Source organism: Paenibacillus sp. BR1-192, from assembly GCF_029542445.1.
GTDB lineage: Bacteria > Bacillota > Bacilli > Paenibacillales > Paenibacillaceae > Paenibacillus_AQ > Paenibacillus_AQ lautus_A.
In genome coordinates, this window is record NZ_CP120718.1 from 1,253,059 (window position 1) to 1,278,440 (window position 25,382).

A 25,382-nucleotide genomic window follows, 5' to 3' on the forward strand; every position below is an offset into this window, starting at 1 on the left:
AGTCGAGATTGCATCTTCTCTCTACAGCGTTGAAGGACTATGCTGATTACAGAAGTAATGTCATAGTCCTTCAACCCATGCGAGCTTTAAAAAATCGTCTCGCAAAAGAGGACAGCATGAGGGGGAACACAGATGCTGATCGGAATTCCCGGATTATTACCGCCGGAATTGTTGAAATGGATGAGAGAGATGGGACATGGTGATGAGCTGGTGCTGGGGGATGCCAACTTTCCAGCTGCAAGCCATGCGCAACGACTTGTCCGATGCGATGGAATTGGCATTGTTGAATTGCTGGAAGCGATCGTCAAGGTGCTTCCACTGGACGATTATGTGGAGAAACCTGCAGCGGTTATGGCCGTTGTTCCGGGCGATCCTGTAGAGACAACGATTTGGGACTCCTATGAAGCGATTCTGAATAGAAAGACAGGATTGTCATCCTCATTGGAATCGCTGGAGAGATTCAGCTTTTATGAGCGTAGCAGTTCAGCGTATGTTATTGTTGCAACTGGTGAACGGGCACAATACGGCAACCTGATTCTGAAGAAGGGGGTCGTTCGTGAACATGATTGACCAGAGGCCCAATATTGTATTCCTGTTCGCAGACGATCAAAGATTTGATACCCTGCGTGCTTTGGGCAATACCGACATTCAAACGCCGCATCTGGATAACCTGCTGGAGCACGGTACCGTCTTCCGGCAGGCTCATATTCCAGGCGGCACGGTAGGTGCAGTCTGTATGCCCAGCCGCGCGATGCTGCATACAGGAAGAACATTGTTCCATATTCATGACGACGGAAGAAGCATTCCTGAGGAGCATGTATTAATGGGGGAAACGTTCCGGCAAGCGGGTTACGCCACCTTCGGCATTGGCAAATGGCATAACGGCGCCGCCTCCTTTAACCGGAGCTTCAGCGACGGAGAGAATATCTTTTTTGGAGGGATGGAGGATCATTGGAATGTCCCCGCTTACCATTATCACGCGGATGGAAACTACTCGGGTTCAATTCCTGTAATTAGAGACCGTATGTTGTCAAATGAAGTAGAATATCGACCTGCAGACAAGGTCCAGGCTGGTGTTCATTCCACGGACCTGTTCTCGGATACCGCCGTAAACTGGATTCGTCAGCATAAGGAGGAGGAGCCGTTTTTCCTCTATGTGTCCTACATGGCTCCCCATGATCCTCGAAGCATGCCGAAGAAGTATATGGACCTGTATGATCCAGAGCAATTGAAGCTGCCTGACAATGCCGCCAGCGAGCATGCTTTCGATTATGGCATACGCGGTATAAGAGATGAGCAACTGGCAGCATATCCGCGCACTGAGGAAGAAATTCGAAGGCATCTGGCAGAATATTATGCCATGATTACACATCTGGACGATCGAATCGGCGATATTATCCATGCGTTGAAGGAAACGGACCTGTTCGATCATACGATTATCATATTCACAGGAGACAACGGACTGGCGGTAGGCCAGCATGGACTAATGGGCAAGCAAAGCTGCTATGAGCATAGCGTAAGGGTTCCGCTCATTTTCTCTGGGCCGGGGATACCGAAAGGCCAGCAAAGAGATGAATTTGTATATTTATCCGACATCTACCCTACCTTATGCGAATTAACGCAAGTTCCGATTCCATCGTCAGTCGAAGGAGCATGTCTAGCCCCTTTGTTCTCTCGCGTCGGAGCAATCCCGGATCGGGATAGGCTGTATTTCGCCTATGCCGACCTTGTCCGAGCCGTGAAGAGCAGAGAGTACAAGCTCATCGTCTATCACCATAACTCCCAATTGTTCCGTTTAAGCGAGGACCCCCTGGAGCGATACAATCTAATTGGAGATCCGGCTTTCTCCCATATGGAGCAAGTATTAATGAAAGAATTGTTAGAGCACAGCTATCGTTCAGGAGACCGCGAGCATCCGGCAGGACAACAGTTCTGGTCGCATATCGACAGACACACGCAAGGAGCAGATGAACAATTATGATAAATATAGATCAAATAAATGAAGTGATTAGGAATGGACCGTTTCAGGATAACTGGCAATCGTTAAGCAGCTATACCGTGCCGAATTGGTACAAGAAGGCCAAGTTCGGCATCTTCATTCATTGGGGAGTCTACTCGGTCCCTGCTTATGGGAATGAGTGGTATCCTCGTGAAATGTACTTGAAGGATAGCGCCAGACGGGATCGGCAGGATGTCAGCATGTTTGATTACCATATTCAAACCTATGGTCCGCAGCATGAGTTCGGATATAAGGATTTTATTCCGATGTTCAAGGCAGAAAAGTTTGATCCTGCGGCTTGGGCAAGCTTATTCAGAAGAGCGGGTGCAAGGTATGTGATGCCCGTCGCTGAGCATCATGATGGCTTCCAAATGTACGACAGCCAATTGTCGCAATGGAATGCCGCGAAGATGGGGCCGCAGCGCGATATCATCGGAGCGCTGAAGGAAGCTGTGCAGGAGAAGGGAATGAAATTCGCGGTGTCTTCACATCGAGCGGAGAACTGGTGGTTCTACGACGGTGGAATGACCTTTCATTCGGATGTCCAGGACGACAGCTTCCGCGGCTTATATGGTCCGGCTCAGCCAAGGGATCCGGAATGGACGATTCACGGGGAAGGACCGGACGAAGTGTTCTTGACCGATTGGCTGCTTAGAACTTGCGAGCTTGTTGACCTATACCAGCCATCGATCGTCTGGTTCGACTGGTGGATCATGAATATCCGCTTCAAGCCATATCTCAAGAAATTCGCAGCCTATTATTATAATCGGGCAGCGGAGTGGGGGACGGAGGTTGCGATCAATTACAAGCTGGACGCTTATATGCATGGCACAGCAGTGTTCGATATTGAACGCGGTCAATTGAATGGCATTCGTCCCGAGCTGTGGCAGACCGACACTTCTGTTGCTCGCAACTCTTGGTCTCACAGTGTCAATAATCAATATAAGGACCCGGCGGACTTGATTTGTGATCTGATCGATATAGTGAGCAAGAACGGTTGTCTGTTGTTGAACATTGGACCGAAGGCGGACGGAACGATTCCGCAGGAAGACGAGTCAATCCTTCTTGCGATAGGTGATTGGCTTGCCGTGAACGGGGAAGGCATCTACGATACGACACATTGGAAGATATATGGTGAAGGACCGACCCAATCGGGAGAAGAGATGCACACGGAAGGCAAGCGGGGTGCCTATACAGAAGAAGATATCCGATTCACCTTCAAGGACGGGACGTTATATGCTTTCGTTATGAAGCTGCCCCCTAGCGGAACCGTTATGATCCGATCCCTGTCCACGAATTCACGTCATTTCCGCAGTGTCGTTTCAAGTGTAAACACTCTTGATGGCAACCTGCCGCTTGAATGGACAGTTTCTGATGAGGGGTTGGAGATCGATATTTCTTCACTGGCTGTAACTCCGTATCCTACAGGCTTCAAAATTGGAATGGAGTAGTTGCTGCCAAACAAGAAAAATAGGAGCGATCATAATGCATAAAAGTAGCACGAAGCCCAATATTGTATTTATTCTAGCTGATGATATGGGAGCCTGGGCGTTAGGCTGTGCTGGCAATTCGGAAATAAAAACCCCGCATTTGGATAAGCTGGCGGAGGGGGAGCGCGGTTTGATCAGTTTTATTGTGTATCACCCGTATGCTCCCCAGCAAGGGCTTCCATTCTAACGGGTACGATCCCCTCAAGGCATGGCGTACATGATTGGATTCGTTCAGGGAATGTGAACAAATCAGAGCTTCCAAACTCGATGAGCAGCATGTCAGTCTTCAACGAGGAGCATCAGGCAGAGTCTTATTTGGAAGGTCAACTCACTTATACCGACTTACTTTGTCAAGCTGGGTATCGTTGCGCGTTAAGCGGCAAATGGCATTTGGGCAACAGCTCTAAACCCCAGCATGGATTTCATCATTGGTATACCATTGTGCGAGGCGGCTGCTCCTACATGAAGCCAGACGTTGTGGAGCAAGATGAATTCCGTATGGAGGATGGCTACGTGACTGATCTCATCACAGATCATGCCATTCATTTTATTGAGGAATTGACGACCACGGCTGATCCATTTTATCTAAGCGTACATTATACGGCACCACATTCCCCATGGGAGCATTCGGAGCATCCTGAACGGTACTTGCAAATGTATGACGATTGTGAGTTCAACTCTGTTCCAGAGCTTCCAGCGCACCCCAATCAAATTCCAACCTGTCCACGAGGAGAAGGGGACAGACGACGGGAGCTGCTGCAGGGCTATTATGCAGCTATAACGGCCATGGACCATGGTATCGGACAAATCGTTGCGAAGCTGGATGAGAAGGGGATTAGAGATAATACTCTGATTGTCTTTATGAGCGATAACGGAATGAATATGGGACACCATGGTATATGGGGCAAAGGAAACGGAACGTTTCCACTTAATATGTTCGATACTTCAGTGAAGATTCCAGCTATATTCCATCATCGGGGCATGATTCCAGCGGGACAAGTGCTTCGGGAGCTTGTAAGCCAATATGATGTGTTTCCGACATTGCTGGAGTATGCAGGCATTGAGCTTCATCATCACGAGATAGGCCCAGGCCGAAGCTTTGCGAAGCTAATGCTAGGGACAGAGGGAAATCATAATGAACATATCGTTGTATATGATGAATATGGTCCCGTTCGTATGATTCGAACGAAGGAATGGAAGTATGTGCACAGATATCCGTATGGACCGCATGAGCTGTACCAGCTTAGCAGAGATCCGGAAGAGAATGTTAATCGCATTCAAGATACGAGCTGCGCGCTAACCATTGAGGACATGCAATTACGTCTGGGCAACTGGTTTAGCCAATACGTCTTGCCGGAATCGGACGGTGTATATGCGCCGGTTACAGGCCTCGGTCAGATGAAATCTATTCGTCGGGGCCGAATAGAGGCAGGCACATTCAAGTCGTGAAGATTCATTCGCTTAGGAGGAGACATATGAGAGGTTTTGGTGTGGAATCAGCAGAAGCTTCACTATTCAGCCACAGACTCGAACCAATAGGACGTATCCTGGAGGACCGTCATTATCATGTTTGGTGTTGTTCACCCATCTACGACGAGGAAGGTAAGGTGCATGTGTTCTTCTCCAGATGGCCGCTAGATGCAGGACATGAAGGATGGTTGAAGGTAAGTGAAATTGCTCATGCTGTAGCCGACGAGCCTGGAGGCCCATATAAGGTGTTGGGTACAGTGATGACTGGTAGGAAGGGGAAAGCCTGGGACGCAGCGACCATTCATAATCCAACGGTGCAAAAAATCGGTTCAAAGTATGCGATGTTCTACCTGGGCAATTCCGATGGAACTGTGCATACCCAACGTATTGGGCTGGCTATAGCAGATTCATTGTATGGTCCCTGGAGCCGAGTAGGCAATGAACCCATATTAGATGTAAGTGAAGACAAAGGGATGTGGGACAGCTACATTACAGTAAATCCGGCTTTGCTGCAGCATCAAGACGGACAATTCTGGCTTTATTACAAAGCATGGGATCGGTACAACGACAATATGCGTAAAATGGGGGTGGCCATTGCGAAGCATATTGAAGGCCCTTATATCAAGCATCCCGCTAATCCGCTGGTTGACTTCTCCTGCATCCCGGCTGAAGCAGAGGACGCCTATGTCTTTGAAGAAAATGGGAAATACCATATGCTTATGCGAGATATGGGGGTGTTCAGCGAACGAGGTGGAATCTATCTGGAGTCGGAAGACGGCTTGCAATGGTCCCAGCCAACGATTGGTTATTACCCAAGTCATTATTATTTTGATGAACCAGAGTAACGCTTTGAGAGGCCGCAAGTGCTCATGAGGAACGGAAAACCCGATTATCTGTTCTTGGCGCTTATGGGCTGGAATGGTCAACGATCAAGTGGAGCAGTATTAAAAATCCGGAAATAAGAAGCAAGGGGGCGCTTCCAGAGTGAAGAAAGATTATGATACAATAAAATGATAACGCTTTCAATTAAACTGTACATGGAACGAGCCAAGGGGGAGAACATGTCCAATCGTCGCGGGAGACCGGTGTTCAAATTTCTTATACCTTATTTGAGCATGCTGCTGCTTGCCAGTCTGGTATCTGTCATCATGTATCAACAGACGAGCCGGGTGGTGAAGGAGGAGGTGTCCAGCCGCAACCAGGCCGTCCTGCAGCTGGCCAAGCAGCATTTGGATCGGCAGATTATAGAGACCAATCAGCTTGCCCTCAGCCTGAGTCAGAATCCGAAGGTGCTTGCTATGCAGCAAATCGAGAATCCGTATGAGCGAAGCAGCATTACACGTCTGCTGGAGTTGCAAAAGCAGCTGGGAAGCTATTCGGCCATTACATCATCCATTGATACTTACTATATCCATTATATAAAAAGCCGGTTTATCATATCTCCTGACAAGCATAGCTTATTATCCCGAGCTTCCAGCGCGGAAGTGCAGTCGGATTCCGTCCATACATTTATTGAGGGTCTTGAGGATCGGTACTATTATCAGGAGATGATGCCGGAGCTGAATTTCCGCAGCGCTAAAGGTGAACGTCCGCTGATTCCTTACATTCATACCATTGGTTATCCAAGCTATTATTTGTCACATATTGTGATGTTCATCGACAGCACGTCAATAAGGAATGCGTTGCGTTCGATTGACCTGTCGGAGGGCGGTTATGCCTATCTGGCCAACCAGGAGGGTGACATTATTGCCGGTGTCACCGGCAGCGGCGAATTCCTTCCTCGAACCAGCCATAGTGGACAGGAGCAGCTTTCCGGTCAATTCGTCACCTCCATTGGGCTCGACAACGGCAGGCTGGAGGCTCGTTGCGGTACAGCCTGAGCATATCGTGCTGCGAAAGGTATACTATGTCAAAAAAATATCTGCGGTTATTATCTTCGGCATGCTGGCTATTGGAGGCGTGGCTTCCGTTCTGTTCGCTTATCGCAACAGCAGACCTTTGAAAGCGCTCATTCAGACGGTGTTCCAATTAGAGTCGCATAATGTGCGGCTGCTTCGAAGCATGGAAGAGCAAAAGCCGATGCTGCAGGCGGCATTCCTGCAGCGCCTGCTGGATGGCGCTTATTCCGGCCAGAAAGAAATGGAGTCGGTGATGCATTACTTGGACATTCCGTTGAACGGCGAGCGATATTCCGTCATCATCATTCAATTGCCATATATCCTGGAGTCGATCGATAAGGGAGCACTGGAGAAGCTGGATCTGGAAAAAGCGGGCTTAAGGGAATGTATCGCGGAGCTGGAGGGAAATCATGCTTGTATGCTGGATATTGGCGAGAACAAGCTGGCGATTATTTATGCCTCTGATACGGTCAGTGAGAATGCATGGAAGGAAGAGCTGACTGCGAAGCTGGCTGCCATTCAGAAGCTGTTTCTTGAACGCTTCCAGCATGCCGTGCTATACGGAATAGGAAGACCCTATTCTTCGTTAATGGATGTGTCGGCATCCTTCGAAGAGGCCTCCATTGCCTTGTCCTTCGGTATGCCATCCTCTAGTCCCATGCCCTATTACGATGATTTGCCCAGACATCCGCAATCGTATTATTATCCGGTCGATGTGGAGCAGAAGCTGCTTAACTATTTGCGCAGCGGGAACATGGAGGAGCTTGACAATACCTTTGACAGCTTGTATGTCGAAAACTTTGTTGAGCGCTCGTTAATCGAACCTGTCTTACGGCTCTTGTTGTCCGAATTGGTCAGTACGGCACTCAAATTTATGGATCAGTCGGGCAGGCAGATGTTTGAGGATGAAAGTATAGATATGATGTCTTTTCTGCAATTGCCTCAAGGAGCAGGTGAAGCGGAAGCCTGCTTTCATCGAATCACAAAGTTGTACCAGCACATTGCGAGCAAGATCAGCGACCAGAAGCGTATTCGTAATGAAGAGCTGATGTGCGATATTGTCGGTTATCTGAACCTCCACTATTCAGATCCTTCCTTATGTCTGCCCATGCTGTCGGATCAATTCCAAATATCAGAGACTTATCTTTCGTTGCTGGTGAAAGAACATACAGGCTGCTCATTCACGGAATACGTGAACAGAAAGCGGATGAATGCAGCCAAGGAGCTATTATCGGAGTCCCGGCTCAATATTGAACAAATCGCTGATCATGTTGGTTATTCGTCGCTGAATTCATTCAGCAGAGCGTTCAAGCGTATGCATGGTGTGACGCCTACGCATTATCGGACATTTTCCGGGCAATAATTGGATTGGTCGAATTTCCTTCCTTGTATGCCGCTTACAGCGGCTGTTTTTTTTGTTTATTTTGAAAATGCATAATGAAAAATCAAATGGATGAAAGCGTTTTTAATCATTTGTATAAAGAAAGGGCAAATGCAGATAGCGTAAATATGCTTTCCTAGCTAAGATCAAATTGTCGACGAGGCTCAACAATAGAAAAGGGGGACAACAAACAATGAGAACGGTTTCATCCATACAAACCAATCCAAAAGTCAGAATGCGCCTGCCGGCAGAACATCTGAAGCAGGCAAAACGCAGCTGGCAGCTGCTTGTTTTGTTTTCATTGCCGCTTGCATATTTAATCATTTTTCAATATTGGCCAATGTATGGAGCTCAAATCGCATTTAAAGATTTTATTCCCGTGAAAGGCGTTATGGGAAGCGAATGGGTCGGCATGAAGCACATGACGAGGTTTTTTGGTTCCTACGATTTCTGGAGAGTGCTGAAAAATACGATTGGCCTGGCCTTCTATCATTTAATCGTCGGATTTCCGGTGCCGATTATCCTGGCGCTAGGACTGAACTATGTCAGGCAGGCCAGATTCAAGAAATCTGTGCAAATGATTACGTATGCGCCGCACTTTATATCCACTGTTGTTATGGTCGGTATGCTGCTTCAGTTTCTGGATCCGCGAACAGGCATTGTAAACCAGTTTCTAAAGCTAATAGGTGCAGCCCCCGTTCACTTTATGGCGAAGCCTGAGCTGTTTCAAACCATCTACGTTCTGTCTGATATTTGGCAGAATGCTGGATGGGGGTGCATCATTTATTTGGCTGCGCTGGCAGGCGTAAGCCCGACGCTGCATGAGGCTGCAGTCGTTGACGGCGCAAGCAAGTGGCGTCGCATCTGGCATATTGACCTTCCGGGCATTATGCCGGTCATGATCATTCTGTTGATCTTGTCGATGGGCAATCTAATGCAAACGGGGTTTGAGAAGGTTTACCTCATGCAGAATCCCGTCAATATTACAACCTCTGAAGTTATTGATACTTATGTCTACAAGGTCGGGCTGATCTCGGATGGATTAAATTTCTCCTATGCTTCGGCTATCGGTTTGTTCAAGTCTATCGTAAATTTAATATTGCTCGTAACCGTCAATCAGATTGCGCGTGTGGTTGGCAAAGAAAGTCTTTGGTAGGAGGGTCGCATATGAGCCACATGGGAAGTCCAAGGCAGAGAATCAAAGAATCAAAAGGGGATGCGGCGTTCACCTGGATCAATTATAGTATCCTGCTTACGATGGTTATTATTACACTGTATCCTCTCATCTATATTGTAAGCGCATCCTTTAGCGACAGTCAGGCTGTCGTCTCCGGGAAGGTATGGCTGTGGCCGGTTCAACCGACACTGGATGGCTACGAAGCGATATTCAAGCACAAGCTGATTGTATCCTCTGTCATGAATTCCTTCTATTACATGATTGTAGGCACTCTATTTAATGTTGTTCTTACGCTGCTGGCCGCTTATCCGTTGTCGCGAAGAGACTTTTATGGAGCAAGGTTGTTTATGGTATTGCTCGTATTTACGATGATGTTCGACGGTGGACTTATTCCGCGATATTTGCTCGTCAAAGATCTTGGCATGCTGGATACGCGATGGGCTCTTATTATTCCCGCTGCGCTTAGCGTGTGGAATGTCATTATTACACGAACCTACTTCCGCGTAACCATTTCCAGCGAGCTGTTGGAGGCGGCACAGATGGACGGCTGCAACGATTTCCGGTTCCTGTGGAGGATTGTGCTCCCGCTGTCCGCCCCGATTATCGCTGTCATTAGTTTGTTTTATGCCGTCGGCCATTGGAATCAATATTTCAACGCGCTTATTTATTTGAAGGATCAATCGCTTTACCCCCTGCAAATTGTATTGAAGGATATTCTGGTACAAAACAAGGTGGATATGAGCATGGTGGCCGATGCCGTTGAAATGGCGGAGAAGGATGCCCTGCGACAGCTGCTCAAATATTCCTTGATTGTAGTCGCCGCAGGACCGGTATTGGTCTTGTATCCGTTCGTTCAGAAGCATTTCGTGAAGGGCGTCATGATCGGATCGTTAAAGGAGTAGCGCATCTTCAAGAAAAGACAGCTTATGGAGAGGGGTGATGCGTATTTGCTAATATTCCTGGCACCAGGTGTCAGAGGCCCTGCATAGCAGTCATCCATTTGAATCGGGTTAACTTAAAAAAGGGAGGAAAACAGAGTGAAACAAAAATGGACTCTTGCGTTTGTAATGATGTGTTTACTGTTAGCCGCTTGCTCTAATGGAAGCGGGTCCAATGCGAAGCCGGACAATAAGGAGGGAGACAAAGCGGGGAATACGAGCGCTGTTTCTGCGCCGGGTACCTTTCCAATTGTAGAAGAGAAGGTTACTTTAAAGGTGCTTGCTGCAGTTCGTCCGGATGTAGAGGATTACCGGACCAACGAATTTACAAAATGGCTGGAAGAGAAAACAAATGTACATCTGGAATGGGAGACGGTTCCCGAATCCAATGTGAAAGAAAAATTGAATCTGACGCTGGCAAGCGGCGATTATCCTGACATCTTCATGAATATGGGCATTACGGATGCACAGCTTGAGATCTATGGCAATCAGGGGGTATTCCTGCCTCTTGAGGATCTGATTGAAGAGCATGCGGTGAATACGCAAAATATATTCGCAGAGCAGGAGCACTTAAAACCGGCGATTACCTCCAATGACGGTCATATCTACACCATGCCGGACATTAATGAATGCTACCATTGCTATTACTCCGGCAAGCTATGGATTTACAAGCCTTGGCTGGATAAGCTGGGACTGGAGATGCCAACAACAACGGCTGAATTCTATGAAGTACTGAAGGCATTCAAGACACAGGATCCGAACGGTAATGGCATCGCCGATGAAATTCCGCTGTCCGGATCACCCAAAGGGTGGAACAGCTCTGTCGAGGGCTTTTTGATGAATGCATTCGTCTATTACGATTTCATAAACGGTGATACAACACGGCGATTGTATATGAATAACGGAGCCATAGATGCGGCGTTTATGTCGGAGCAATACCGCGAAGGGCTGCGGTATATGAAGAAGCTGTTCGACGAAGGATTAATTAATGCAGAGGCTTTCGTACAGGATGGCGATCAGTTGAAGCAGCTGGGAGCTAATGGGGATGTTGTGATTCTGGGCGCTGCTCCAAATGGAAGTCCAATCCCGATATCCGACAATGAAAGATGGAAGGATTATGTTGTTGTTCCGCCGCTCAAAGGCCCATCCGGCACGCAATATGTGAATGCACAGAATAGAAGAGGCAATGTCAACGGCCGATTTGTAGTGAGTGCGACAAGCAAGCATCCCGAAGTCGCTATACGTCTGGCTGATGCTTTCTACGATCCAGAGGTGCAGATGTTTTCGTTATTCGGCATTGAAGGAGAGGACTGGAGAAAAGCTGAGGGTGGCGAACAAGGCCTCGAGGGCAATCCAGCGACGTTCGTACGCTTGAAGAAAACGAGTGAAGTCGCGAATCACAGCTGGAATCAGGCCAACCCGACGAATCGGACTGTTGCTTTCCGAATTGGCGAAGCTATCAATGATCCGGTGAACAATGTAGAGTACATTCTGCATGCCTCGACCAAAAGCTATGAGCCGTTCCGTAACGAGACGGTTATGGTTCCGCCGCTCATCTTCAACGAAGCGCAGTCGTCAGAGCTGCTGGGCTTGCAGAAGACCATCAATGATTACGTCGACAACATGCTTGTCCAGTTCGTCATGGGCGATGCCAATCTGGAAGCCGGCTGGGACGGTTACCTGAACGAGCTGAGTAATATGAATATTAAGCGCTACCTGGAAATTATGCAGGAGGCGTACGATATTCGCTACAAGAAGTAAGGAATGATGAACAACCCCGACAACCATCTAGAGATCTGCTGCCATGAACAAGGATGAGTGTGTCGGGGTTATTTGATTCCGTGCAGGCCGAGCAATCTACTTATATTGGAGAGGGGATTCGATAATGAAGTTGATGAAATATCTGATCATGTTGATGATGTGCTGCTTATTGGTCTTACCGCAAACAGGCGGCGTTGCAATGGCATACGAGCTGCCTGCCGATGTGCAACTGCAGAAGGATAACTATGATTCTATTGCGGGTCTGGCTGATACTTATCCAATTGAATATATCACACAAGTGAATAACGGTGAGAAACGGGTTAAGCTCATTACGATTGCAAGTCAGATCGGAATGATTGAGGGTGAGAAAGTTATCGAACTCCCTCCTGAAATTATGCGAGTCGCTGGTTTCTTTCGAGAGCTAAATATTAATGGGAGCCAGATTAAAAACCTGGAAGTGTACTGGGAAGGTCCGACAGGCAAGGAGAAGTTAAGCGAATATTTCCGCTCGGAGACGGTCATTATGGGACGCCCCTTTCATATAAAGGTTCAGCCGGGTCAATATGACGGTTTTAAGCTCAGATTGAAAGGAACGGGTACTGTAACGAATCTTGTCTTGCATGAGCCGAACGGTCTATCGGCCACTTATGATGTAAGAGCGTGGGGGTATTGGGAGAGGACAAACCGATATTACCTGTACAGGTCCATGTGGACGCAACCACGCGACGCAGCATTGATGGAATAACCCGCATGGAAGAAGAAAAGTTTCGCAGAGTGTATGCCAATCCGTTAGGAGAACCGGTCACCTATGAAATAGCACCTTATTTGTCCGAGAGAGGGTTCCTTCCGGGAAGGCAAATGTTCAAATTCCGGGACGCGCTGGAGATCGGTCATAAGCCTAGCGATCCTTTATTAACGGAGGACCCTCTTCGGGACGGATATGCCGATGAATCGTTTTTCGATCAACATTATGAGAAGGACTCACAATTAATTGAACAATATGACAAGCTGTATGCGCCGGACATGAAATATATCATCGCTTACGACAATTGGCCGACTTGGAATTGGCCTGCCAATACGCCCAATAATCCAAGGGGGACGCCGGCAGTTGACAAATTCAAAGCTGCAAGCCGAGCTTGCTTCCCTCTATACGGAAGCCTATAATCGCAAGCTGGATGGCAGAGGACCTGTCTATATAGAAGTGAAAAACGAATCAACCATTCGTTCGGAGTGGATCTACCATAATGATGCCACCTATGATTCCTGGGGGCTTCTCGCTGACTTTCACAATATAACAGCTGATAAAATCAAGGAACGCAGTCCCGAGGTTCTGGTAGGGGGACCGACTAGCGCGAATATGACGCTGGATACTAGCGCTTTCGCGAGCGCCAGGGAGCAAATGAGATTTATGGATTTAACGAAGGGGCATCTTGACTTTTATTCCCATCATTTCTACGAAGGCAAGGACTTGATTTTAAATGAAACTGACGCCAACTATGGCGGGTATTTGACAGGCCGCCTGGAGGCTGTGCTTGATTTGCTCCGAAATCATATGACGTTAACCAACAACATCAAGCCTATGGTGATCTCGGAAACTGGAACCTTGCATTCGGGAGCGACGGATATTGATTATTGGATTCAGTTGAAGAACTTTAATGCCTATATGATTCGATACATGAATCGGGCGAATGAATTTGACATGATCGTGCCGTTTTTGTTGCCGATCAAATGGTGGGATAAGGGCTCGCCGGATATGCTCTTCCGATATGAAGAAGACGGCAGTCTGGGAGTACCTACTCCGCTGAAACATTACTTGGATTTCTGGAAGGATTACCAGGGGGATCTGCTTCCGGTAGAGGCCAATGACGACAAGGTTTATGTGCATGCCACGCAAACGGATAATGTCATTTATGTTGCTGTCAACAACAAGAACCCGCAGCGTCTCAGCCTGGAATTGAATCTTGAACTCGGCGGCGCCAAAATTTATGATATTGAGCAGAGAAGGCTCTATCTGGAGCACGGCAAGCTGCATTATGAGACGAAGAAACAGGCTGATCTGGAGAGTTTGCCTATGGCAGTGGAGGAAACCTCCATCATTAAAATTACATTGGACAAATCACCTGTTGTGAAAGACATTTTACTGGAAAAAACGTATTACGCGGATGAGATGCTGAAGGCCACGGGTCAACCGGCTGCTTTCCAGATCGCTGCTCCTGTCGAGCAATTGCAATCGGCTTTCTTGCGGGTATCATTTGGCCGTGAGAATGGCTTTAACGTTCCGATGAGCGTCACTTTGAACGGCAAAAACTATCAACGTGATATCAGTTACACGAATAAACCGGGGCGTTTCTTCGGGTATGTCGATTTCGACATTCCTGCAGGGGAGATCAAGGAGATGAACCAGGTCGTCGTTTCGCTTCCTCAACAAGGGGGTACGGTCAGTACGGTAGCGTTCATTAACTATTATGCGATGGAGGGTTCAGCAGATTCGAGTCCGCCGGAAACCGTCGCGAATATTGAAGGAGCTCATGAGAATGGATGGTACCGATCGGACGTAACCGTACAATTGGAAGCTGTCGATCATTCAGGTGTTGCGGGCATTTATTATCGGTTGAATGACGGTGAATGGAACAGGTATGAGCACGAACTCGAGATTCAGGCCGAAGGCACCCACACGTTAGCCTTCTACAGCAAGGATAAATCTGGTAATGCCGAGCCTGTTCAAAGCAGGACGATTGCAGTGGATAAAACGGCTCCTGATGTGACCATCCAGCCAGATCGTATCGATTTGGGCGCGTCGAACAAGAAGCTGGTCGATATAAAGGTCAAGTTGCATGCATTGGACGAAACGTCCGGGATAAGGGATATTCAATTAACCTCCATAACTAGCAGCGAATTGGACAGCGGATTATTCGGTGGGGACAGCCCTGGTGATATTCAGGGCGCGGAGTTCGGTGCCCATGATTTGGAATTCAAGCTTCGGGCAGAGCTTTCTCCAAAGGCGAAAAAGCGGGTGTACACGGTTGTCTACACGGTAACGGATCATGCGGGGAACCACAAAACAGCAGAAGCGGATATCGTAGTTACAAAAGGGAAGTAGCCATAAATCATACAGTGAGCAATGAGAATCGCCATGCGCTAGTCCAAGGACCGTGCATGGCGATTAGTTCGTTCCAGGAACAAAGCGGTCTCTATAGGCTCCCGGCGTGATTCCTTCCTTGTTGCGGAAGGTGCGGATAAAATAGCTGCTATGTTCGTATCCCAGTTCGTATGCGATTTCCTGGACGCTGGTCATCGTATGGGCAAGCATTTGTTTGGCTCGTTCCAATCGAATATGGTGCTGATATTGCAAAGGGGTCATGCCGGTATGCTTCTTCAGGCATCTGCTCAAATAATCGATGTGGAAGTGAAACTCGTCTTCCAGCTTCTTCGAGCTATAGGGTTCCCGCATATGCGACTCCAGGTATCGCGCCATTCGGGTGCACAGCTCCAGTGATCGGGACATTGGTTTTGTCTGATGGATGACCTGCTGCAGCTCCAGCAATAGCTGAGAGGTCAGGCTATGAAGCTCCAGAGCATTCCGTATAAAGATATGATTGCGAATCTCTACCATCCGATCCAGAATCTGAAGTAGAGGGGGCAAGCCAACCTCAGCATGCTTGGGAAGGTACATCGTATGCGCTCGTGGATTGGCATCGTCATCCGTTGGCGGCTGCAGGGCTTGCGACCACTCGAAGCCGCCGCTGTTCAACTCGCGAGGAGGAACAGGATGGCTGAAGTGTACGTAATAGGTTTCCGTATTCTGTTCGCAGGGACGATGGCCAAAGTGGGTGCGACCCGATTCCAGCAGCAGCATGCTGCCGGCTGAAATCGTATAGGGCTGGTCGTCTTCCGTTATATACAGCGTGCCGTTGGTGACGATAATGAGATCGTAAATGTCCCAGTTGCGTCGGAAATGTGCTTTCCCTTGCTTCCACCAGGAATGACCGACAGTTATAAACTGGGGCAAAGGCGGGATGATGAACTCCAGCATCTTCATGGCGGTTCCTCCTGCATTAGCTTTCTATCTCTTAACGATAGGGTACGATTCACCATTCTGTCAATGAACATTTACTTATCTGCATTAGTCGGTATCGTATTATAATAAGTCGAGTATAACGCTTACAACTCGAATATCAAGTCGGTATGATAGGAGAAAATAAGGAGTTCAGGGGAGGACAAGAATGCGACAAGTATGGAGCTTAAACGCGGATTGGAAGTTTTATTACGGGGACCTTGTTAATACCAATTACGACGCTGTACACAAGGAAAGATATTCAAATCCGCATTGGATCAAGTCCGGCAATCATGGAATTGCCAAATGGGGGTATGACGATTCAGCTTGGAGTGACGTTCGGGTTCCACACGACTTCGTGCTGGAGAGCAACGATTATGACCCGCAGGTGCCTGCGTCACACGGCTCACTGAAGAAGGGTGTTGGCTGGTACCGAAGAGCATTTATGCTGACCGAGGATATCGCGTCGAAACGCTTAACTATTGAATTTGACGGGGTGTTCCGGAACTGCTCCATATGGGTGAACGGCCATTATGTAGGAGGTCATTTAAGCGGGTATACCAGCTTTGCTTATGATATTACAGAGGTGGTGCATGCCGAAGAGCCGAATGTAGTAGCGGTCCGGGTGGATGCAAGTGAATTCGAAGGCTGGTGGTATGAAGGCGGCGGCATATATCGCGATGTTAGACTGGTAATGACGGATTCGCTGAGAATATCGCATTGGGGAACGTTCGTAAAGGCTGAGCTCGATTCAATTGAGAACAAAGCGCTAGTTGTCATCGAGACGGAGGTAGACAGCCATTACGAGAAGGACGTAGCATTTAAGCTGCAATCTGTCATCATGGGGCCAGATGGAGAGCTGGCTGGCGAAGCCGTTACATCTGCTGATATCTCCGCGGATAATAGTTTAACGCTCAAGCAGTCCGTTACTCTGGAGGCTCCTTGTCTCTGGTCCACGGATTCACCCAATTTATATACGCTCAAGAGTATGTTATTCATTGGAGACGAAGTTGTTGATAGATACGAAACGGTCTTCGGAGTGCGGACGATTGCCATTGATGCCGAGCGAGGATTTCTGCTGAATGGTCAGCCGCTGAAGCTTAAGGGTGTATGCTGCCACGAGGATCATGCCGGCGTCGGCATGGCGGTGCCTGCAGCCGTTAATGAATTCCGTATTCAGCGATTAAAGGAGATGGGCTGCAATGCGTACCGAACGTCGCATAATCCGCCCGCTCCTTCCGTCCTTGAGGCTTGTGATCGGCTAGGCATGCTCGTCATTGATGAGGTGCGTCAAACGGATGCAACAAGTGAAGGGCTGAGCCAATTGAGAAGTCTCATCCGAAGGGACCGGAACCATCCATCCATTATCTTATGGTCGTTAGGCAATGAGGAAATGAATATTCAAGGGAAGGACGCAGGTGTGCGTATATTGCACGCCATGCAAAAACTTGCGCATAAACTTGATCCAACCCGCAAGTGCACGTACGGTATGAATGCCGACTGGCTGCCGCTTACGCAGTATCATGAAGAGAACGGCTTCCATATCGACGTTCATGGCTTTAACTATATGATGAGAAGGAATTGGGATGCGTACGATCAGTTTCACAAGGCATATCCGGACAAACCGTTTATCGGTACCGAGAATGCTTCGACGCTGTCCACCCGCGGTGTCTACAGGAAGTCATTCGCCGATCGCTCGTTAAACATCTCCGAGCATGGCAAAGCAACAGTCATCTGGTCGAATCCGGAGCGTAAAGGCCTTATTAGTGCTTATGGTGAAACGTATCCATTGTGGGGAGCTCAGCCGGAGGAAGCCTGGAAGGCGGCGGCGGAGCATGACTTTGTAGGGGGATTGTTTGTATGGACGGGGTTCGACTACCGAGGAGAAACATTCCCTTATGAATGGCCTAGCGTCATCTCTCGATACGGGATTATGGATTTGTGCGGCTTCCCGAAGGATATTTATTATTACTATCAAGCTAGATGGACGAGTCAGCCCGTGCTGCACCTACTCCCGCATTGGAATTGGCAGGGAAGCGAAGGGGAATTGATCGATGTATGGGCATTCTCGAACATGGATGAGGTGGAATTATTTTTGAACGGGAACAGTGCAGGGAGGCGACTTGTTCTTGAGCATGGCCATGCCGAATGGCAGGTTGTCTACGAAGCGGGTGAATTAATGGCGTGTGGGTACCGCAATGGCGAGCTAGTGCTGACGGAGGTTGTTGCGACAACAGGCGAGCCGGACCAGATCCTCCTGAGCTCCGAGAGGACCGCTCTTATAGCCGATAATGAAGATGTATGTATCGTGCAAGCAGCGATTGCCGATGCAGCCGGTCGAATCGTTCCGAATGCAGACGCGCTCTTGACGTTTTCTGTAGAAGGACCTGGTCAGTTAATTGGTACAGGCAATGGCAACCCGGAAAGCCATGAGGATGACAAGTCGCCCTGCCGAAGAGCTTTCAAAGGACTGTGCCAGGTGCTGGTACGGGCCAACGGAGCAGGCGGTGACATTCGTCTGATTGCTGAAGCGGAAGGCGTAAAGCGTGGAGAATTAACTATTCACATTGAGCCTTCGGATAAAACATCGCTTGCGTCCGCGTTGAGATCTGCCGAGCTGATTCCAACGGGCACGGGTCGGAGAGATGCAGCCGACGGCGGTGTCTGATCGGCAATGATAGGGAGCTGCACGATTCTCTTGTCTAGCATTCCAAAACGTACCGGAGGACAACAGATATGACACAATCTCATGATCGACCCAACCTATTATTTATTATGTCAGATGACCATGCAGCCAATGCCATTAGTGCTTATAGCTCCAGGCTGGCTGAGGTATGCGCGACTCCCCACATCGACAGGCTGGCCAAGGAAGGGGCGCTCTTCCGCAATTTCTTCTGCACAAACGCCATATGCACACCTAGTCGCGCGACGATTCTGACCGGTTTGTATTCCCACCATAATGGTGTGAAGACGTTAAGCGACAGCTTGAGCACGGAGCTGGAGACGTATCCTCGAAGGATGCGGGAAGCGGGCTACGAGACGGCCGTTATCGGCAAGTGGCATCTGCACAGCGAGCCGCAGGGATTTGACCATTACGATGTGCTGTCCGGGCAGGGCACGTATTGGAATCCCAGCTTTATAAGGTCAGGCTTTGACTGGTCATCCATATCCGATGTTCATGATGTGAGCACCGGGACGAGACTTGCTGGGTATGTGACGGACATTATTACGGACAAATGTCTGGAGTGGCTGGAAGCACGAGATCCATCCAAGCCCTTTATGCTCCATTGTCACCATAAGGCGCCGCATGACGATTTCGAATATCATCCCCGTTATGAGCACCTGTTCGACGGGATTGAAATTCCGGAGCCGGAAAGTTTGTGGGAGAATCGGGAGCATCGTTCGGAAGGCTCTCGAGACTACGGTACGTCCGTGTCGGAGCGTAATCCGAAGCGGAATGCCGTCCTGCGACAGAGCGATCCGTCTTACCCGACCGGTCCTCTTGAGCTTGCGGGTCTGGATGCGGAAGGGAGAACCAAAGCGGCGTATCAGAAATATTTGAAGGATTATCTTCGAGTTGTCAAGGGTATAGACGACAATGTAGGTCGATTGCTTGACTACCTGGAGCAAAGCGGTCAATTGGAGCATACGATTGTCATCTATACATCTGATCAAGGGATGTTTCTCGGTGAGCATGACTATATCGATAAGCGTTGGATTTATGAAGAAGCGCTGCAAATGCCGTTCCTCATTCGGTATCCAAAGGAGATCGAGCCGGGCACCGTGATGGAGTCGCTCGTGAGCAATATTGATATCGGACCGACATTGCTGGATTATGCCGATACCGACTATACTTGCCAAGTGGACGGGAGCAGCTTCAGAGGGCTGTTGAACGGGTCACAGATGGAATGGAAGGACGCCATCTATTATCGTTATTGGATGCATCTAACGCATCATGATAACCCGGCGCACTTCGGCTTGCGGACGAGAGAATACAAGCTGATCTTCTTCTATGGCTTGCCGCTGGACGCTTCAGGCGCGCTGGATGAAGTAACCCCCGCGTCATGGGAATTTTACGATTTGCGTCAGGATCCTTATGAGATGAACAATGTGTATGATCGTCCCGAATACAAGGAGCTTATTGAAGAAGCGAGACAAAAGCTGTTTGCGATAAAGCAGGGTGTGGGCGATGATGATTCAGCTTATCCAGAGCTCCTGGAGCGAATAGCGCTATCACAGCATAGCTAGTTTAAATTCATACAACTGCAGTTCAGCGAAGCGGAGGCCCCTATGGAGCCTCCGCTTTCTTGAAATTAAAAAAGCTTTCTTTCATAATGCCTCCTCCACATTAGGCCTCTTGCTTGGCTTAACAACCCATGTTCCTCCGACAAGGAATACCCCGCTAAGTATAAATACGGATAGAAGTCCTGCTGAGGAACCGATCAAGCCGAAGAAGAGAGGAGCCACGATCTGGGAGGCTCTGTTGACGGTTAATCTAAGACCAAGCACCTCTCCCGTGCGGGACTTCGGAGACGCATTATAAGTCGTCGTCATGGATAGAGGCTGACTGCAGCCGAGCCCGGTTCCCATACAAGCGCTCAGCATCGCGAGTACCAGAATATGATCCCAGATCGGCAGGAGCAGGAAGCAGATGCCGGCGACGAAGATAGAGGCCATAAACACATAATCACGTCCGAAGGCGTTCGTCAGTTTGGTTAGAAAGAAGCGCACGACTACCATCATCAACCCTTGAAGGGTTAATATCCAGCCAATAGATGAAGCCGAGATATCCATTCCTTGGGCATACAAGGGGAAATAAGCGACAAAGATATCGCGGCTGTATAGTGCTAGCACGCTCGAAATCATCGCCTTGCGCAGCTGCGGAATCTTCAGAAGTCCCAGGGAGGATATTAAAGTGGCTTCAGCCGGAGCTGTTGTTTTGCCAGAAGCTTGGAGACGCCAGGCCAATATGAACGCAATGATACACAATACTAGAGAAGCTGCAAAGACGGACGGATAGGAGATATGCTCCGCCATATAGCCGCCAGCTACAGGCCCAGCCACCGCTCCCACCGAAACGGCGGTTGAGAACATGCTGAATAGTAATCCCGCTTATGCGGGGGAGCAGCATTCCCCAGAAGATTTTGCAAGGAAATTACAATGAGAACATGAGAGATCCCCACAATAATCTGCGAAAGATAAAGCGCCCAAAGCGAATCAATCAGCGCGGGTATGGCCATACCTGTCCCAACTCCGATAAAGCCGCTTAATACCGGAAGCCGGTCCCCGACCTTGTCCGCAATTCTTCCTGCATAGATGGAGAGGAATAATGGAATCAATGCGTATGCTGCGGTTAAGTATCCAATTTCAAGAGTAGAAGCGCCGAGCTCGGCTCCGTACAAGGTCACGATGGGGCGGGTCATATTCAAGATCATCTGAAAGCAAAAAATAGCGATCATTATAATTCGAAAGCTCATCGCGGCGCGCAAGAATGATCCCCTCCTAATACGTACGGGATACATTATATCATGATTGCTTTTGACGAACTGTACATGGTTTTTCCATATAAAAAAGCTAAAATTTTCATATTGGATTGGAATGCCAATCCTTTACAATGAAAGCGCATCCAAGAATTGCGAGTAAAGGGGAGAGGAGGACAGCTTAACAATAACGGGCAAACCATATCACATGAATTTGGGAGGTAATAAAATTTGAAGCGACTATTTGCAGGCCTGCTTACCTTGGCTATGATTGCCGGGCTGGCGGGACAGCCTGGCACAGCCAACGCAGCAACCCCGTTCCCTACTTTGAACTTCGATAATGGCGTAATCCCCTCTTATGTAACAGGCTCGAACGCTACACTTCAGATTGTAACGAATACGACAGGGTCTAAGGCGCTCAAGGTCAACTACGCCGTTGCGGACTTCCCCTCCGTGAAGTTTGCGCCCGCTACGCCATGGAGTGTAGGCTCCGGCAATGCGATTGCCTTCGAGCTGACGAATGCAAGTAATAAGGATATTACATTCTACCTGCGTGTGGATGACAGCGCCCAAGCCGACGGCGTGAAGGACTCTATCGTTAGTCAGGCGGTAGCGAAGGCCGGGACGACTAACCAATATTTTCTGAGTCTCAACTCCGCGGTGCTGGATTTGGGCATGCGCTTCCTGCCGCCTAATCCTGCCGGCTTACAGATGGGATATGCATGGGGAGATAAGTCCATTGATCCCGCCAATGTTGTGTCCTTGCAATTTTTTCAGATGTATCCCAGCACTGCTACAGCCCTGGTGATTGACAATTTGAGAGTGATCCAGGACCCCAATTCCAATCTAAGCTACTTGAACGGCATTGTCGATAAGTATGGTCAGTGTTCAGGGGCAAGCTGGAGCGAGAAGATCAACAGTGACCAGGATCTCTTGAACGATAAAGCAGAGGAGGCGCTTGCGCTTAACGGTTCACAGCCCATTGCTACAAGCCAATACGGAGGGTGGAAGAACGGTCCCAAGCTGCAAGCGACAGGTCGATTCAGGGTTGCTCAATATGGGGGCAAGTGGACATTGGTTGATCCTGAAGGGTACTTATTCTTCTCGACTGGTGTGGACGTCGTCCGCTTAGATGATATGCACACCTGGATCTCGGGACGGGATGCGATGTTCAAGGACCTTCCGACCAAAAACAGCTCACTCGGCGAGCACTTCCGTTATACAACGACAGTAGGCAGCCCGCCGCTGGGACAAACCGAGGGCTGGCTGTTCAATCACTATTCCGCGAACCTGGAACGCAAATACGGAACCGATTATTTCAATAAGTGGAAGGATGTATCCGTGGCCCGCTTCAAAAATTGGGGCTTCAACTCGCTTGGCAATTGGTCGGAGCCAACGCTGTTCTTCGGCAAGGGCTCCCAGCACAAGCTGGCGTATGTGGCCAATGGCTGGACGAGCTGGGGAACCCACACTACCATTCCAAGCGGGGAGTGGGGAGGGGTTGCCGACCCGTACGATCCGCAGTTCACGGTCAGTGTCAACGATATGGTGCAGAATCAGATTGTTGCGTATGGCGTCGCGCAGGACCCGTGGCTCATCGGCATTTATGTAGATAATGAAATCCCTTGGGGCAGTCCTGCTACTACACAGAGCAAATATTTGCTTATCAGCAACCTATTAGCCATGAATGCTGCTGACAGCAAAAGCTATGCCAAACGTGCCATGATCGCTCATCTGAAGACCAAATACAGCAACAACATTGCAGCATTAAACGCCCAGTGGGGCACTTCATTCGCTTCCTTCTCAGCAATGGACGCGCCGTTCAAGCCGGCGCAAATCTCAAACGGCATGCTTCCCGACTATTCAGCGATGCTGAAGCTTCTGGCCAAAAAATATTTCAGCATCGTAGATGCCGCCTTGACACAAGCACTGCCCAATACTCTGTATCTGGGCTCCCGGTTTGCGGAATGGGGCATTAGCAAGGAGGTTCAAGAGGCCGCCGCTGAATACGTGGATGTGGTGAGCTACAACGTCTATAAGGAGTCTGTTAACGGCCATAGCTGGATGGATATCGCTGCGCTGAACAAGCCTGCTATTGTAGGAGAGTTTGCCTTCGGATCCAATGATAGAGGTATGTTCGGAACGGGTCCGAACTCGGAATCCGCCGCGTCAAGCCAGCAGGATCGAGCGTCCAAATTTACGAATTATATGAATGCCGCCTTGCAGAATCCTTATTTTGTCGGCGCGCATTGGTTCCAATATGTGGATGAACCGCTGCTTGGCCGTCATTGGGACGGCGAAAATTACAATCTGGGCTTTGTGGATGTGGCCGATGTTCCGTATGCTCCTCTTGTCCAAGCCGCTAAAACGGTTCACGCTCAAGCCTATGCCACAAGATTCGGCAGCACAGGGAATACGAAGATATCCTTCGAAGCCTCGGAGAATCTATCCCTGATCAGCGCTTATAATCAAGCGACTATTCAATATGTGTCACAGGGCGCAACCGATGGCGTTCGCGCCATGAAGGTCAATGTAGGCACTCTCGATACGGTGTATGCCGGAGTAGAGTTCAAACCTGCTTCGCCATGGAATCTGGGAGCTGCGCCATCCATCACGGCAGATGTGACCAACCCAACCGCATTGCCGATACAGCTCCGATGCAACGTGCTGGATAACAATGGACAGCTGAGAACGTTTTATTTTACCGTAAATGCCAATGCTTCTCGCACCATTACGCTCGGCAGCTTCGGCGCCTCGCCTGCCCAAACGTCTGGGGCTGACGGCTATTGGGGAGCGACAAACGGATTGTCGACGGCCCAAATCAAGTCCATCAGCTTCAACTTGTGGGAGGATGCTCCACAAAGCGGGAATTCGTTTATAATGGATCATTTGCTAATATCAAAGTAATCTTGGGAATCCCGTGAAGAATGACCAAACCTACCTTTATGGTCTATTCGATGTGTGTCGTCACTTTTGTTATTGAGAGTGGCTACATTAATTATGCTGTATTCAATCGATAACATGAAAGGGATATTTCTTCGTCACCTGACTCAAGACCAAGAACAACGCTTGCGTGGAGCCGATTGAATTACAAGTAGAAGAAGGTCACGATTCATATAATAATATTTATGAACGGTCATCAGCTAGTCAAGCATCGCAAGTACGATGACTGAAAAAAGCTTTTCACCTTTAAAATTTGTGCGGTTTCCCCTTAAGTCGTTGAGTATGTTAGACTCAACGACTTAAGTAGCTTAAAGAATAGACCAGAACACCGTCTTATATCGTATGCATCTCGGTGAAGAGTACAGACTTATAATATATTCAAGATGCTGCTTTTCTTGTATACCTGGTGCCATTTGCATTCAGTGCTTTAGCGTAGACTGTCTGCGATATTCTCCTGGTGACAGACTGGTTGCCTTCTTGAATCATCGATTAAATGATGTTGCACAATAGTAGTCGATTTTCTCATCGATAACACCTATAGGTAGTGACGAATCCCTCAGCATCTCCTTGGCCTTCCGAATTCGCACCTCCATAATATGCTCACTGAAGGTTACACCGGTCTTTTGTTTGATATAGTTGGACAATTAACCCGAAGATAAGTTGATTTTGCTCGCAACAGAGTCCAGCGATAAATCTTCATTGTAATGATGCTCCACATAATGAAGCAAAAATCAATGATATCGTTTTTTGCCAGCTTTCGCTCCTCGATTTTGACGCAAATATCATAAATG

At 48.7% G+C, this 25,382-nt stretch carries 18 protein-coding genes and 1 pseudogene; 17 read left to right on the top strand and 2 right to left on the bottom strand.

Going from position 1 to position 25,382, the window contains the following annotated elements:
• The first annotated feature begins 132 nt into the window (after window positions 1–132).
• The 14 genes from P0X86_RS05360 to P0X86_RS05420 all read left to right on the top strand — a co-directional run bounded on the left by P0X86_RS05360 (window position 133) and on the right by P0X86_RS05420 (window position 15,214).
• Window positions 133–570, top strand: a complete 438-nt coding sequence (locus tag P0X86_RS05360; RefSeq protein ID WP_153783605.1) for an RbsD/FucU family protein — start codon at window positions 133–135, stop codon at window positions 568–570.
• Window positions 563–1,981 carry a sulfatase family protein gene (locus tag P0X86_RS05365; protein ID WP_228551864.1) on the top strand — a complete coding sequence of 473 codons (1,419 nt, stop codon included), beginning with the start codon at window positions 563–565 and terminating at the stop codon, window positions 1,979–1,981. The genes P0X86_RS05360 and P0X86_RS05365 overlap by 8 nt, the downstream gene beginning before the upstream one ends.
• A complete protein-coding gene (locus tag P0X86_RS05370) occupies window positions 1,978–3,450 on the top strand; it encodes an alpha-L-fucosidase (protein ID WP_277747986.1) in 1,473 nt (490 codons plus the stop codon). Before P0X86_RS05365 ends, P0X86_RS05370 begins: the two co-directional genes overlap by 4 nt.
• A 34-nt stretch (window positions 3,451–3,484) precedes the next feature.
• Window positions 3,485–3,676 (top strand): sulfatase-like hydrolase/transferase, encoded by a 192-nt coding sequence (locus P0X86_RS33120; RefSeq protein WP_347177533.1) that lies wholly within the window; start codon window positions 3,485–3,487, stop codon window positions 3,674–3,676.
• Window positions 3,670–4,938 (top strand): sulfatase-like hydrolase/transferase, encoded by a 1,269-nt coding sequence (locus tag P0X86_RS05375; RefSeq protein WP_347177551.1) that lies wholly within the window; start codon window positions 3,670–3,672, stop codon window positions 4,936–4,938. Before P0X86_RS33120 ends, P0X86_RS05375 begins: the two co-directional genes overlap by 7 nt.
• A 26-nt stretch (window positions 4,939–4,964) precedes the next feature.
• A complete protein-coding gene (locus tag P0X86_RS05380) occupies window positions 4,965–5,804 on the top strand; it encodes a glycoside hydrolase family protein (RefSeq protein ID WP_277747987.1) in 840 nt (279 codons plus the stop codon).
• Between the two features lie 216 nt (window positions 5,805–6,020).
• Window positions 6,021–6,839, top strand: a complete 819-nt coding sequence (locus P0X86_RS05385; RefSeq protein WP_277747988.1) for a hypothetical protein — start codon at window positions 6,021–6,023, stop codon at window positions 6,837–6,839.
• 259 nt (window positions 6,840–7,098) lie between these two features.
• A complete protein-coding gene (locus tag P0X86_RS05390) occupies window positions 7,099–8,220 on the top strand; it encodes a helix-turn-helix domain-containing protein (protein ID WP_277749001.1) in 1,122 nt (373 codons plus the stop codon).
• A 211-nt stretch (window positions 8,221–8,431) separates the two neighbouring features.
• On the top strand, window positions 8,432–9,394 hold the full coding sequence (locus P0X86_RS05395) for an ABC transporter permease (protein WP_277747989.1): 963 nt from the start codon (window positions 8,432–8,434) through the stop codon (window positions 9,392–9,394).
• An 11-nt stretch (window positions 9,395–9,405) separates the two neighbouring features.
• Window positions 9,406–10,317, top strand: a complete 912-nt coding sequence (locus P0X86_RS05400; RefSeq protein WP_475447882.1) for a carbohydrate ABC transporter permease — start codon at window positions 9,406–9,408, stop codon at window positions 10,315–10,317.
• Window positions 10,318–10,452: 135 nt separating this feature from the next.
• On the top strand, window positions 10,453–12,114 hold the full coding sequence (locus tag P0X86_RS05405; RefSeq protein ID WP_277747990.1) for an ABC transporter substrate-binding protein: 1,662 nt from the start codon (window positions 10,453–10,455) through the stop codon (window positions 12,112–12,114).
• A 124-nt stretch (window positions 12,115–12,238) separates the two neighbouring features.
• On the top strand, window positions 12,239–12,859 hold the full coding sequence (locus P0X86_RS05410) for a hypothetical protein (RefSeq protein ID WP_153783598.1): 621 nt from the start codon (window positions 12,239–12,241) through the stop codon (window positions 12,857–12,859).
• 5 nt (window positions 12,860–12,864) lie between these two features.
• Complete coding sequence (locus P0X86_RS05415) at window positions 12,865–13,278, top strand: hypothetical protein (protein ID WP_277747991.1); 414 nt, start codon at window positions 12,865–12,867, stop codon at window positions 13,276–13,278.
• A complete protein-coding gene (locus P0X86_RS05420) occupies window positions 13,223–15,214 on the top strand; it encodes an OmpL47-type beta-barrel domain-containing protein (protein ID WP_277747992.1) in 1,992 nt (663 codons plus the stop codon). The genes P0X86_RS05415 and P0X86_RS05420 overlap by 56 nt, the downstream gene beginning before the upstream one ends.
• A 63-nt stretch (window positions 15,215–15,277) precedes the next feature.
• Here the strand turns inward: P0X86_RS05420 and P0X86_RS05425 are convergent, their stop codons facing one another.
• Window positions 15,278–16,153 (bottom strand): helix-turn-helix transcriptional regulator, encoded by an 876-nt coding sequence (locus tag P0X86_RS05425; protein ID WP_153783596.1) that lies wholly within the window; start codon window positions 16,151–16,153, stop codon window positions 15,278–15,280.
• A gap of 184 nt (window positions 16,154–16,337) precedes the next feature.
• Between P0X86_RS05425 and galA the strand changes: the two genes are divergently transcribed.
• On the top strand, window positions 16,338–18,836 hold the full coding sequence (galA, locus tag P0X86_RS05430; RefSeq protein WP_277747993.1) for a beta-galactosidase GalA: 2,499 nt from the start codon (window positions 16,338–16,340) through the stop codon (window positions 18,834–18,836).
• Window positions 18,837–18,904: 68 nt separating this feature from the next.
• The gene (locus tag P0X86_RS05435) at window positions 18,905–20,416 is read left to right on the top strand and encodes a sulfatase family protein (protein WP_153783594.1); all 1,512 of its coding nucleotides are present in this window, start codon (window positions 18,905–18,907) and stop codon (window positions 20,414–20,416) included.
• Window positions 20,417–20,500: 84 nt separating this feature from the next.
• On the opposite strand, the pseudogene P0X86_RS33265 reads toward P0X86_RS05435, so the two are convergent.
• A pseudogene (locus P0X86_RS33265) lies at window positions 20,501–21,684 on the bottom strand (MFS transporter); the annotation flags it as partial.
• A 195-nt stretch (window positions 21,685–21,879) separates the two neighbouring features.
• Between P0X86_RS33265 and P0X86_RS05450 the strand changes: the two are divergent.
• Window positions 21,880–24,555 (top strand): hypothetical protein, encoded by a 2,676-nt coding sequence (locus tag P0X86_RS05450; RefSeq protein WP_277747995.1) that lies wholly within the window; start codon window positions 21,880–21,882, stop codon window positions 24,553–24,555.
• Window positions 24,556–25,382: the final 827 nt, after the last annotated feature.

Excerpts from the sequence above, each read along its gene's own strand:
- P0X86_RS05380 (WP_277747987.1), top strand. The coding sequence starts at position 4,965 with ATGAGAGGTTTTGGTGTGGAATCAGCAGAAGCTTCACTATTCAGCCAC.
- P0X86_RS05425 (WP_153783596.1), bottom strand. The coding sequence starts at position 16,153 with ATGAAGATGCTGGAGTTCATCATCCCGCCTTTGCCCCAGTTTATAACT.
- P0X86_RS05395 (WP_277747989.1), top strand. The coding sequence starts at position 8,432 with ATGAGAACGGTTTCATCCATACAAACCAATCCAAAAGTCAGAATGCGC.
- P0X86_RS05415 (WP_277747991.1), top strand. The coding sequence starts at position 12,865 with ATGGAAGAAGAAAAGTTTCGCAGAGTGTATGCCAATCCGTTAGGAGAA.
- galA (WP_277747993.1), top strand. The coding sequence starts at position 16,338 with ATGCGACAAGTATGGAGCTTAAACGCGGATTGGAAGTTTTATTACGGG.
- P0X86_RS05435 (WP_153783594.1), top strand. The coding sequence starts at position 18,905 with ATGACACAATCTCATGATCGACCCAACCTATTATTTATTATGTCAGAT.
- P0X86_RS05410 (WP_153783598.1), top strand. The coding sequence starts at position 12,239 with ATGAAGTTGATGAAATATCTGATCATGTTGATGATGTGCTGCTTATTG.
- P0X86_RS05400 (WP_475447882.1), top strand. The coding sequence starts at position 9,406 with ATGAGCCACATGGGAAGTCCAAGGCAGAGAATCAAAGAATCAAAAGGG.
- P0X86_RS05390 (WP_277749001.1), top strand. The coding sequence starts at position 7,099 with ATGGAGTCGGTGATGCATTACTTGGACATTCCGTTGAACGGCGAGCGA.
- P0X86_RS05360 (WP_153783605.1), top strand. The coding sequence starts at position 133 with ATGCTGATCGGAATTCCCGGATTATTACCGCCGGAATTGTTGAAATGG.
- P0X86_RS33120 (WP_347177533.1), top strand. The coding sequence starts at position 3,485 with ATGCATAAAAGTAGCACGAAGCCCAATATTGTATTTATTCTAGCTGAT.
- P0X86_RS05370 (WP_277747986.1), top strand. The coding sequence starts at position 1,978 with ATGATAAATATAGATCAAATAAATGAAGTGATTAGGAATGGACCGTTT.
- P0X86_RS05365 (WP_228551864.1), top strand. The coding sequence starts at position 563 with ATGATTGACCAGAGGCCCAATATTGTATTCCTGTTCGCAGACGATCAA.
- P0X86_RS05385 (WP_277747988.1), top strand. The coding sequence starts at position 6,021 with ATGTCCAATCGTCGCGGGAGACCGGTGTTCAAATTTCTTATACCTTAT.